Origin of the sequence: Brevibacillus sp. SAFN-007a (genome assembly GCF_051967035.1) — a bacterium.
In the GTDB taxonomy this organism is placed as follows: Bacteria; Bacillota; Bacilli; order Brevibacillales; family Brevibacillaceae; genus Brevibacillus.
Window position 1 is genome coordinate 303,938 of the sequence record NZ_JBQCKK010000001.1, and the last position, 11,907, is coordinate 315,844.

An 11,907-nucleotide genomic window follows, 5' to 3' on the forward strand; every position below is an offset into this window, starting at 1 on the left:
GCTTAGGGTTCGAGTGTTTTTTGTGCGAAAAATGAAAAAGTTTCTCCTCCGCACAAGGAAGCGCGATCTGCGCTGGAGAATGATTGGAGAGGTTGCGCAAAGTCCAATCGTTGAGGAACGGAGGAGATGGCGGTGAAAAGAGCGTGTTATATCGGGGGAAAATGGGTGCCGATGGCAGACCATGCCCCGTTGTATTCGCCCTGTACGGGCCAGGTGATTGCCCATGTTCCCCAGGCCGACGCGCAGGCAGTAGAACGGGCGATTGCGGCAGCCGAGGAAGCGACGACGACGATGCGGCGGATGCCTGCTTACCAGCGGGCGGCTATTCTGGAGAAAATCGCCCTGCTGCTGGACGAACGGATGGAGGAGGCGGCCCGGATTGTCGCGCTTGAGGCGGGAAAACCGATCCGGACGGCGCGCGGGGAAGTGATCCGCACCGTGCAGACGTATCGGTTTGCAGCAGAAGAAGCCAAGCGGCTGCACGGAGAAACGATCCCGCTCGACGCCGCAATCGGCGGAGAAGGTCGCCTGGCCTACACGGTCCGCGAGCCGTTGGGCGTCGTCGGGGCGATTACGCCGTTTCCTTTTCCGCTCAATCTGGTGGCGCACAAGGTCGGACCCGCGCTCGCCGCTGGCAATGCCGTGGTACTGAAGCCTGCTTCCCAGACGCCGCTCAGTGCGCTGTTTCTCGCCGAACTGGCAGAACAGGCGGGACTTCCGGCCGGGGCGTTGAACGTCGTCACAGGCAGCGCGGGCGTCGTGGGCGAAACGCTGGTGACAGACCCGAGAGTTCGCGCCTTGACCTTCACGGGAAGTCCGGCGGTCGGGATCGACATTCGCAACCGCGCGGGCCTGAAAAAAGTGATTTTGGAGCTGGGAGCAAACGCTGCGGTCATCGTCGATTCCGACGCGCAACTGGACGAGGTAATCCCGCGCTGCCTGTTTGGCGCGTTTGCCTATTCCGGTCAGGTCTGCACGTCGGTTCAGCGCATGTACGTCGCAGACCGCTTGTACGACGAGTTTCTCAGCCGCTTTGTGGCGCAGACGAAGGCGCTCTGCGGCGGCGACTCGCTTGAGGAGCACGTCGATTTTTCCGCAATGATTCATCCGCGAGAGACCGAGCGGGTACTGGAATGGATTGGCGAGGCGGTGCAACAGGGAGCGCGGCTTGCCTGTGGCGGCGAAGTGGTGGAACGGATGCTGCTGCCGACCGTATTGACCCATGTGCCGCCGGAAGCGAAAATTTCTCGCGAGGAAGTGCTGGGTCCGGTCGTGCTCATTCATCCGGTCGCGTCCATGCAAGAGGCGATTCGGCTGGTCAATGATTCGCGCTACGGTTTGCAGGCAGGGGTGTATACAAATAATCTGGCCTCTGCGCTGGAAGCGGCGGATGAACTGCGGGTTGGCGGCGTCATCATCAACGACATTCCCACTTTTCGGGTCGATCATATGCCGTATGGGGGCGTCAAGGAAAGCGGTCTGGGAAGAGAAGGGGTCAAATATGCCACTGACGAGCTGAGCGAGCTGAAGCTCGTGGTGGTCAAGCGCTGAGTCAGCCCGGCGGCCTCGTTTGGAGGCGCTTGCAAGTACGCTTGGGGCTGTGCTATAGTGGATTTGAATGAAGTAGCAACGCGGAGGGATACCGAAGTGGTCATAACGGGGCGGTCTTGAAAACCGTTAGAGTGCAAGCTCACGCGGGTTCGAATCCTGCTCCCTCCGCCATCTTTTGTCAAGCAGTCTATAAGCGAAGCGGGCACGATCTCTTTTTTGCGGAAGAGGTCTTTTTCTTTTTCAACAGGAAACGGCCAAAAGTCGGGTCCAACAGCACATGACGGCTGCTGGACAGACCAGCCGTTTTTTTCCTGAAAATCCAGAAGAACCAATATCGAAGCTTGGCGCGAGATGAGATATGCTGAACACAAGGACTCGACTGTTTCTTGGGGCCTGCGGCAGCTTCAATAAGGCAGAAGGGGCTGCCGCTTTTTTTATGCGATAAAAAATCAGAAAATAAACAGTAGAGAGAAAATTGCGATATAATAAAAGGAAACGAGGTTGAGGGAGGGGATCATGATGAACGAAGCCCAGCGAGCCAGAAGAAATACGCTTGGTGACATCCTGCGAAGAAGTCGAATGCGTTACCCGGACAAGATCGCCTTGCAGTTCGAAGAGGAAGCGCTTACATACGGTGAACTGGACCAGCTTGTCAATCAGGCGACTCACACCTTCCTCGCCCATGGTCTGCAAAAAGGCGAGAGAGTGGCGGTGCTGTCCAGAAACTCGATGGACTTTGTCATTCTCAATTTCGCGCTGGCCAAAGCGGGGCTGATTCTGGTGCCGATCAACTTCATGCTGACGACTGACGATGTGGCGTTTATTCTGGGGCATGCCGAGGTGAGCGCCTGCTTTGTGGCGCCGGAGTTTCTCGCCGTGGCGCAAGCGGCCATCGGCCAGGCCAAGCTTTCGCCGAAGCTGCTGTCGCTTATCTCCAGACCGGCGAAGCCGGAAGGGGAGTGGGTGCCGTTTCGCACGTTGATTCAGGATGCGCGCACGGACGAGCCGGAGCAGGAGCTTTTCGACGACGATGTCGCCCACATTTTGTACACGAGCGGTACGGAGTCGCGGCCAAAAGGGGTCATGCTGACGCACGGCAGCATTTTGTCCGAGTACGTGAGCACGATTATTGACGGGAACATGTCCCACGACGACGTGGCGATCCACGCGCTTCCGTTGTTCCACAGCGCACAGCTGCACTGCTTCCTCGGCCCCTATATTTATTTGGGCGGTACCGGCATTATTTTGGAGCAGGCGACTCCCGGCCTGATGCTGGAAATGGTCGAGACGCATAAGGCGACGCAGCTGTTTTGTCCGCCGACGGTTTGGATTGCCTTGCTGCGCTCGCCCGATTTTGCCTCCCGCGATCTTTCCTCCCTCCAAAAGTGTTACTACGGAGCGGCGATTATGCCTGTGGAAGTGCTGAAGGAGCTGGGGACGCGTCTGCCGAACGCACAGTTCTACAACTTTTACGGACAGACAGAGGTAGCCCCGCTGGCGACCGTGTTGCCGCCGAGAGACCAGATCCGCAAAGCAGGCTCGGCAGGCAAGCCGGCGCTGAACGTGGAGACAAAGATTGTCGATGAGGAGGGCATCGAGGTGCCAAGAGGCAGCATCGGTGAGATTGTGCACCGGACCAGCCACGCCATGATCGGCTACTTCCGCGACGAAGAGAAGACGCGCGCTGCCTTCCAGGGAGGCTGGTTTCACAGCGGTGATCTGGGGATCATGGACGAGGAAGGGTACATCACGGTCGTTGACCGCAAAAAGGACATGATTAAATCGGGGGGCGAAAACGTAGCGAGCAGGGAAGTGGAAGAGTTGATCTATCAGCATCCAAGCGTATCGGAAGTGGCCGTAATCGGCATTCCGCACCCGTACTGGATCGAGGCGGTAACGGCGGTCGTGGTGCCGAAGGAGGGCGAGACCGTGACGTCAGAGGAACTGCTTGCATTTTGCAAGGAACGGCTCGCCCCGTTCAAAGCGCCGAAGTACGTCTTTATCACCGACACCCTGCCGCGCAACCCTAGCGGGAAAATACTAAAACGCGAACTGCGCCTTCGCTACGACACGCTTCCGACCACCTAGCTGAAAAACCCGCCCGACCCCGGATGAACCGGTTCGTCGAGCGGGTTTTTCCTGTTTATCCTACTTCACATGGGAGACCGTTGGATGGTCAGGGCTGATGGCTGCGAAGCGATAGCCTTTTGCCTGTAAAAAGGCGATGACTTCCGGAAGGGCTTGTGCAGTAGGCGATTTGGTGCTGGCATCGTGCATCAGCACGACAATTTCTTTCTGCGATTTCACCTGCTGCTTGATGTTGGCGAGCGCCTGTTGGGCCGTGTAATGGTTGCTGCGGGCGTCTCCGTTGGTGACATTCCAGTCGATGAACGTATAGCCTTTCTTGTTCGCTTCGGCTTTAATGGCGCTCATGACTGTTTTTTGGTTGTTGTACCGTTTCGGATCCTGGTATTTGAGACTGACGGTATTGGTGCTGCCGCCCGGATAGCGGAACAGCACGGGCTTCGTCCCGATCGCTTTTTCAATCAGCTGGTTGCCTTTTTCCAAGTCGGCGAAAAAGGCCTCGGTGCTTTTGTAAACCACCTGGTAATCGTGCGAGTACGTATGTCCGCCGATGGCGTGGCCTTCTGCAACCGCCCGTTTCAGGATCGCTTCGTTTCCGGGGACATGCCTGCCCACGATAAAGAAGGTGGCTTTCACCTGGTATTTTTTCAGCGTATCGAGTATATGCGGCGTGACAGGTGAAGGACCGTCGTCAAACGTCAAGTAAGCGATTTTCTCGCCCGGCTTCGGCGCTGGCGAAGCTGGCGGCTTGGGAGCCGGAGCAGTCGTGCCAGGCGGTTGGGTAGTCCCGGGCTTGGGAGCCGGAGCGGTCGTGCCGGGCGGCTGGGCAGTCCCGGGCTTGGGAGCCGGAGCGGTCGTGCCGGGCGGCTGGGCAGTCCCGGGCTTGGGAGCCGGAGCGGCCGTGCCGGGCGGCTGGGCAGTCCCGGGCTTGGGAGCCGGAGTAGCCGTGCCGGGCGGTTGGGCAGTTCCGGGCTTGGGAGCCGGAGTAGCCGTGTCAGGCGGTTGGGCAGTTCCGGGCTTGGGAGCCGGAGTAGCCGTGTCAGGCGGTTGGGCAGTTCCGGGCTTGGGAGCTGGAGTAGCCGTGTCAGGCGTCTGCGTTGTTCCGGGCACCGCAGGCTGGCTGTGGATAGCTGCGACAGGAACGAACGGTACGTCGTTATAGATCAAAAAGCGTTTGCGCAGCTCCGTGAATTTGTTCAGGGCGTCTGCATAGGAGTCAACGATTTCGTGCGGGCTCTTCCCTTGCGCAAGCAGCTGGCCGATTTTGTTGGTGCCCATCATCTGCTCGAACAGTGTCATTTCCTTGTCTGTGCCGAGCGGTACGGGAAACGGCTGGAGCTGTCTCGCATAGGCGAGCGCGTACATCCCGGTTTGGACCGGACGGAAGCTGCGCGGGTCGTAAATATGCAGCCGTACGCCGCCTGCCTTCTCCTTTTTCTCCGGGAGAAACAATACGCCAGGCAGCAAGCTTCCGTTCATGAGATCGGCGTATTGCACAGAATCGATGCCTTCTGCGCCCACCCAGGTGAAATAGTCTCTCGGGGTAACAGGCGTGCCTGCCCCAAGTCCTGTTGCCATATAGCCATAGACAGAAGTCAGATCAGGAAGGGGCGGGGAGGGCGGAACCCAGTTCAGCCCGGTTTCCGGGTAGAGCATCGTCCGGGTGTAGCCTTGCATCGGAACAACGTACAGGTCAACGCCAATGGAACGGTTGAAAAACAGAGCCAACTCGCCGATGGTCATTCCATGAGCCAAAGGCAGCTCGTCTACGCCGATGGAGGACTGATACGGCTTTTCCAACACGGGCCCTTCCACGATGGTGCCGCCTAGCGGATTGGGACGGTCAAGGATGATGACTTGCTTTCCCTGCTCCTTGGCAGCCGTCATGGCGTATTGCAGCGCCGATAGGTAGGGAGAGGTTCGAGCGCCTATGTCTTGCAAATCGACGAGAAGCGTATCAACCTGCCGCCACATGTCCGCAGTCGGCTGACGGGTCGGGTCATCCAGGCTGAAAACCGGAATGCCGTACACCGGGTGAAGGAACGTATCGGTGTGCGTTCCCCCTTGCGCCCTGCCATCCAACCCGTACGGGGGAGCGAACAAGGCGGTGAGGGTGACGGAGCGATCCCGGCGCAAAAGGTCGATCGTGCTCGTTCCCTGACTGTTGACGCCGGTTTGATTGGTCAGCAATCCGACTTTTTTCCCCTCGATGAGTGGATGAAAGCGGTCGAACAGCACGTCGCTACCCAATTGAATGGCAGCGGTGTTGGCAGAGCTGCCCCCAGGGGGAAGCAAGGTCAAGATGAGTGCCAGAATCAGGAAGGGAATCAACTTTTTCATCAGCATTGCCTCTTTCGAAGAAAAGTACTGTCGTTTCTTGTTCATTGTAACGGTTTTTGCCAGCAATTTGGTTGTATTTTTGTAACAATTTGAAATTGGGTCTAAAGGCAGAGGAACCCCGTACTTTTCTAACCGATTTCCAGCTGATTCCTGCTTGTCCAAGCGGCTTGCTTCCTTCTACAATGACAGTGCGATCCTGGCAGGCCATTGCAGGAATGGCTTGAAACGGCCCCAAGCCTATAGTAGATTAGGAATCGTGTGAATCTTATTCGGAAACGGAGTGAACCTTTTTGCTGAAAAAACTCGCATCATTCGTGCTGGCACTTGCTTTGGTGCCGATGGCCGCCTTCTCTGCCGCGGCAGCGCCCGTCGCTGCGCAGACGGCTGTCAAGGTGACGTACAATAAAAAAGCGATTGTATTTCCCGATCAAAAGCCTTTGATCCGCGACAGCCGGACATTGGTGCCGATTCGTCCCATTGCGGAAACATTGGGCTTCCAAGTCGACTGGAACGAAAAAACGAGAACCGTGACGATTGACAAAGGAAACGACAATATCCGCCTGGTCATCTCGCAAAAAATTGCCAAGCGCAATGGACAAACCATCCATCTGGATGTGCCTGCGCAAATCGTCAACCAGCGCACCGTCGTGCCTGTACGCTTCATTGCCGAGGCGCTGAACTACAAGGTCGACTGGGACCCGGCTACGCAAACGGTTTTGATTGCGGATCAAGCCGCTTCGAACCCAAATGGGACAGAAGGAAAACCTCAGGAGCAGACCAAGCCTGCGGAAGAGGGCAAACAGCAGGATACGGTGAGTCTGATCGACAAGGAAAGCGTCCGAGGCCAATATTTTCTCTTGTCGCCAATGGGGATCTATAAAGTAGCAGGGAAAGTAGACCCGAAGGCAGAGGTTGTCGTGGAATTGGAAGGAACCTCCTATTCTGTCGATGTGAACGCAGACGGAACCTTTGAGTTTTTCCAAACGACGCACGATGGCATTCGCCAGTTCACGGTGAAGGCAGAAGTAGCCGGTAAAGCGGATACGTTTGAAGGCGAATTCCAGCCCGTAAACTAAGCCAGCCACTTCCTGAGTAAGAACACCTCCCGCGCACCACACTATGCGCAAGGAGGTGTTTTTTGTTGAAGCGAATAGGTGTAAGCGTATGCGCGTCGATTTTGCTTGTCGGTCTGATGACAGGCTGCTCGCCAAACAAAGAACAAGGCACCGAGGATCGCAACGGAAGCCCGGCCAAATTCGATGCGTACGGGATTAATGTTCGCAATGACAACGTAGGAAGGGACAAAGGTCCCGCCGCGATGATGAGCCAGAAAATGGTCCATAACCGCGAGCCGCATCTCGTCGCCCTGCTGGAGCGGCATGCGGAAAGGTTGCCGGGCGTAGTCGATATCAAGGTGCTGGCATACAAGGACAATCTGCTGGTCGGTGTATGGCCAACAGATACGCCAAAACCCGATGAAGTCAATCCCCGTCCGTCGATCCCGTATACCCCTGGAAAAATCATTCGCAACGACAATGGCCATACAGATGCGCTGCAAAAGCGCGTGGTCGACCGTCTGCGCAGCAGGTTGCAGAGCGAGTCGCGTTTCAATCTGATGTACGTGTCCACAAACAAGGCGATATACGATCGTCTGGCCGATATGCACCAGCGCATCCTTCGCGGCGAGGAAGTCAGCAACGAGGAGTTCCAGGTGCTGGTCAATGACATCGGCTATACAGTGAAAGGCTACAATCTCGTCGATTGACAAAAGACCACCTGGATGCCCGGGTGGGCTTTTTGTCGAGCGGGGCATGTGGCAGGAGTTTTGCCGAAAATGGGGAAAATAGTCTGGAAGAGTAGGTGAACGGCAAGGAGTGCAACCGATGAGTCAATTCCAGGTACCCATTTCCAAAATCACTCTTCCTTCGCACAAGCCTTACGTGCTGCGGCGTCCTGCGCTGGCGAGGAAGCTGCGGCTCCTGGCGCATGCCCAGCTCTGTCTGATCCACGCCGGAGCGGGCTACGGCAAAACCACATCCTTTGCCACGTTTTTGCACGATGAAGCGCGTCCTGCCTCCTGGTATTTGATTGCCGAGGAAGATGCGACTGTAGGCGATTTTTTACGGTGTCTTCTGGCGAGCATCCGGCGTGTGGTGCCCGGCTTTGGACAGTCGCTGGATGCCGTATTGAAGCCGGGACAGGGGCAGGAGTATCCGGCGGAAGCCAAGCGGCTCGCGGAATGGTTTGCCCAGGAATGCGTCCTGCTTCCGGACGATTTTGTGATCGTCCTGGACAACTATCACCGGATTGCCGCCGGAAGTGCAGCCGACTGTTTCGTTTCCCGGCTGGTTGAACTGTTGCCGCATCGCGTCAAGCTGGCGATCTTGACGCGCGTCCGTCCCGATTGGACTCAGCTGGAGCTGCTCGCCGCGCGCGGCGAATGTCTGGAGCTTGCGGCGGACGACTTGGCGTTTACGCTGGAAGAGAGCGAAGCCTTGTACGCGGATCAGTACGATATCGCGCTTACTGACGATGAATGGAAGCAGGTAGAGGAGGTCACGCGTGGCTGGGTGATCGCGCTGCGCTCGATCGGTGAAAAAATGGCCCGGGGCTTCAAACTCTCTGACAGCCTGCACGAGCTGTCCCGCCTGCTGCATTTGCTGGAAGCGGACGTATGGGTCGGACTGGACGAGGGCATGCAGCAGTTCTTGATGGAGGCGGCAGTATTGGAATCGTTTACGCGCGAAGACTGCCAGCAGGTCTTGGGCGCGGGGGCGGAGGACATGCTGCTGGAGGCGAGGCGGCGCAATCTGTTTTTGTACGTGGATGAACGGGGCATGTACGTTTTCCATCCGCTGTTTCAGCGGCTGCTGTCGAGCAAGCTGGCCTCGCATCAGGACATGTACCGGCGGGTCAACAAGGGGGCGGCCGTCTGGTACCGCCGCAATGGCGACGAGGAGCGGGCCTTTGAGCGGCTACGCCTGATCGAGCAGTGGGATGTGCTCGGCGCGTGGCTTTGTCTGGCTGCGGAGCGGTTCTTGCGTGCAGGCGTGCTGGACGGTCTGTACAAATGGCTGTCGCTGCTGCCGGATTCGATCAAGGCGCAGGAGCACTGGCTTTGGTTCTATCAAGGAGAGGTGGAGCGATACCGCTGTCTGTACGCCAAGGCATTCGCCTCCTACGAGCAGTTTCTTGCTTTTTGCGAGGAAAAGCAGGATCGGATCGGCCTGTGCCGGGGGCTGGAAGGCAAAGCGAGAGTCCATCTCGACAGCGTGCAGGGCGTCCGGGCGGAGGAACTGCTCAAGCGGGCGATTCAGCTGCTGCCGCCGCAAGAGCAGGAAAGCGAGATGGCGCCAAGGCTGTATCGCTTGCTGGCCGAAATTTATACGAATCGGGGAGACTCCAGGCAGGCGGCGGCCTGGTATGAGAAAAGTCAGGAGCTGGAGCAGCAGACAGAGGTAGAATTGGAGTCGCGGCTTTTGTTTCGCACGGGGCGGCTGAAGTCCTCTATCCAGCTTTTGGAGAACAAATGGCAGCTGGAGCAGACCAGGCATCCGACGTTGACGCGCTCGTATCGGGAAACGTCGCTGCTCTTGTCCTTTGTCTACGCGCTGAACGGCGAGTGGGAGCGCGGGCTGGAGGCGGCGGAGACGGCCATTCAGCTGGGGCGTGCGGCGCATTCCCCGTTCGTGGAGGCGAATGGCTACGTCCGCAAAGCGCATGCGGCGCTCATCAGCCAGGGACTGCCTGTCGATGAAATTCGTCAGCTGTACGAAAAAGGCTTGCAGATGATGGAGGAATTGCAGTCCACGCGCGGAAAATCGGAGACGCTGCTCGGTCTGACGTTGTTCCACGCCAGTCAAAAGGCACTCGATCAGGCGCTCTCCCACGGCAAGCGAGGCATCCACGAGACGGAAGCCATGCGCGACGACTGGCTGGGCAGCCTGGTGCGGATGGCGATGGGAATTGCCTACGCCAAATGCGGCAAAGACGAAGAGGCGCTGGAGACGTTTCGCGAATGCTCGGAGCGGCTGAGTCATTGCGGCGACAGCTATCATGTGGCGATTTGCCAGCTGTGGCAAAGCTTTCTCGCGTATCGCAGCAAGCGGTGGGAGCTGTTCGTCCCCGCGGTGACGCAGGCGCTGTCGCTGATGCAGACAGGGGAATACTCCTTTTTGCTGCAGCGTCCGACCTTGCTTACCCCTTACGACGTCCAGCAGCTGATGCCGATTCTGCTGGAAGCGGAGCGGCGAAAAGTATCGCCGGAGTACGTTTCCCAGCTGTTGAACGACCTCGGCCTGCAAAATGTCACGTTTCATCCCGGCTATACGCTGCGTATCCAGACGCTGGGGGCGTTTCGCGTCTGGCTGGGGGAGCGTGAGCTGAGTGAGAAGGCATGGCAGCGCGGAACCGCCAAGCTGCTCTTCCAGCTGCTGCTGACGAAGCGCCACCACCTGCTGACTCGGGAGGAAATCATGCATCGCTTGTGGCCGGACAGCGTCGAGGAGGCGGCGATCCGCGATTTCAAGGTCGCGCTCAATGCCTTGAACAAAGCGCTGGAGCCGGACAGGGCAGCGAGGACCGACACCTTTTTTATCCAGCGGCACGGAAGCTCCTACGGATTCAATCTCGCATCGGGCTATCACCTGGATGTCGAGGAGTTTGAGAAGCTGGTCACCTTGGGATTGGCCGAACAGGACGAACGCCAGGCCGCGCTGTTGCTGGAAAAAGGTCTCAGTTACTACCAGGGCGAGTACATGCCCGAGTGCCGCTACGAGGAGTGGTGCGTGGACGAACGGGAGCGAGTCCAGGCGCTGTTTTTGCGGGGAGCGGAGAGGCTGGCGAAAATCCGGCTGGAGCAGCGAGAGCTGGAAAAGGCAATTCGCTGGTGCGAGGCGATTTTGCGGGTGGACGATTGCTGGGAGGAAGCGTATCGGCTGCTGATGACGGCTTACTACGAGCAAAACAACCGGACGCAGGCGATTCGCTGGTACAAAAAATGCGTCGCCAAGCTGCAGGAACAGCTCGGGGTCGCGCCGATGCCAGCGACAGAGGAGACGTACAACCGCATCCGGGAAAAATGAAAGACCGTGTAAAAGCGGTCTTTTTTTTCTGCCCAGCACAAGGGCAGCGAAAAGGCTCCGCCATCGCCCAGGGCCAACGATTGGCTGTGTTGCCTGACAAAAAAACGCCAGCGGATGATGCGCAGACGGTTGACAAAACGAGGATGGTTTCGTACACTGATTTTTGTACTGACCAGTCAGTTCAAAACAGGTAAGGGGGACGGGAGTGATGGCACCATCCAAAAAAGATCAAATTGCCCAAGGAGCGCTTACCGCGTTCGCCCAGCTGGGGTATAGCGAAACGACGATGGACGCGATTGCGGAGATGGCACAGGTAGCAAAAGGAACGCTGTACTATCATTTCTCGACAAAAGAGGAGCTATTTTTGTACGTGATTGAAAAAGGCGTGAAGATGCTGATTTATCATGTGGATCGTGTGATGCAGAACGAAGAGCTGTCGTTGGAGGATCGCATGCTGCATGTGCTGGATGAGCATCTTCGCTTCTTTTCCGAAAATCGTGAGCTTTGCTTCCTCCTGCTCAGCGTCTTTACGGGCGACGAACAGCGCGATTTGACGGTCGCCAAGCTGCTGACGGGGTATTTTACGATGATGGAAGGCTATCTGAAACACATGCAGGAGCAAGGCTACATACGCCCGGATATCGAAATCGGGACACTTGCTTCGGGATTGTTCGGCATGGTCGGGTTTACGGCGATCCGCAAGCAATATCGCAAGGAGCCGTTGGACACAAGGGAAAACCGGCATACGCTGCGCTGCTTTTTGGCAGGCATGCTGCAAGCGAACCAAGCGAATCAACCAAACCAATCGTAAGGTGCATACAGAAACAACACAGAGGAGAAATCGACA

7 protein-coding genes and 1 tRNA gene are annotated in these 11,907 nt (G+C 57.4%); 7 read left to right on the forward strand and 1 reads right to left on the reverse strand.

Annotated elements, in window-relative coordinates; translation table 11 throughout:
* The first annotated feature begins 132 nt into the window (after positions 1–132).
* The 3 genes from ACTHO6_RS01530 to ACTHO6_RS01540 all read left to right on the forward strand — a co-directional run bounded on the left by ACTHO6_RS01530 (position 133) and on the right by ACTHO6_RS01540 (position 3,639).
* The gene (locus ACTHO6_RS01530; RefSeq protein ID WP_440238615.1) at positions 133–1,551 is read left to right on the forward strand and encodes an aldehyde dehydrogenase family protein; all 1,419 of its coding nucleotides are present in this window, start codon (positions 133–135) and stop codon (positions 1,549–1,551) included.
* Between the two features lie 82 nt (positions 1,552–1,633).
* Positions 1,634–1,722, forward strand: a tRNA-Ser gene (locus ACTHO6_RS01535).
* A 348-nt stretch (positions 1,723–2,070) separates the two neighbouring features.
* Positions 2,071–3,639, forward strand: coding sequence for an acyl-CoA synthetase (locus ACTHO6_RS01540; protein ID WP_440239389.1), 1,569 nt, complete (start codon positions 2,071–2,073; stop codon positions 3,637–3,639).
* A 60-nt stretch (positions 3,640–3,699) separates the two neighbouring features.
* Here the strand turns inward: ACTHO6_RS01540 and ACTHO6_RS01545 are convergent, their stop codons facing one another.
* Positions 3,700–5,976, reverse strand: coding sequence for an exo-beta-N-acetylmuramidase NamZ domain-containing protein (locus tag ACTHO6_RS01545; protein ID WP_440238617.1), 2,277 nt, complete (start codon positions 5,974–5,976; stop codon positions 3,700–3,702).
* 290 nt (positions 5,977–6,266) lie between these two features.
* Between ACTHO6_RS01545 and ACTHO6_RS01550 the strand changes: the two genes are divergently transcribed.
* The 4 genes from ACTHO6_RS01550 (at position 6,267) to ACTHO6_RS01565 (ending at position 11,871) form a co-directional block, all read left to right on the forward strand.
* Positions 6,267–7,052, forward strand: a complete 786-nt coding sequence (locus tag ACTHO6_RS01550; protein ID WP_440238619.1) for a copper amine oxidase N-terminal domain-containing protein — start codon at positions 6,267–6,269, stop codon at positions 7,050–7,052.
* Between the two features lie 65 nt (positions 7,053–7,117).
* On the forward strand, positions 7,118–7,741 hold the full coding sequence (locus tag ACTHO6_RS01555) for a sporulation protein (RefSeq protein WP_440238621.1): 624 nt from the start codon (positions 7,118–7,120) through the stop codon (positions 7,739–7,741).
* A gap of 118 nt (positions 7,742–7,859) precedes the next feature.
* Positions 7,860–11,060 (forward strand): BTAD domain-containing putative transcriptional regulator, encoded by a 3,201-nt coding sequence (locus tag ACTHO6_RS01560; RefSeq protein WP_440238623.1) that lies wholly within the window; start codon positions 7,860–7,862, stop codon positions 11,058–11,060.
* A 208-nt stretch (positions 11,061–11,268) separates the two neighbouring features.
* On the forward strand, positions 11,269–11,871 hold the full coding sequence (locus tag ACTHO6_RS01565) for a TetR/AcrR family transcriptional regulator (protein ID WP_440238625.1): 603 nt from the start codon (positions 11,269–11,271) through the stop codon (positions 11,869–11,871).
* Positions 11,872–11,907 lie beyond the last annotated feature (36 nt).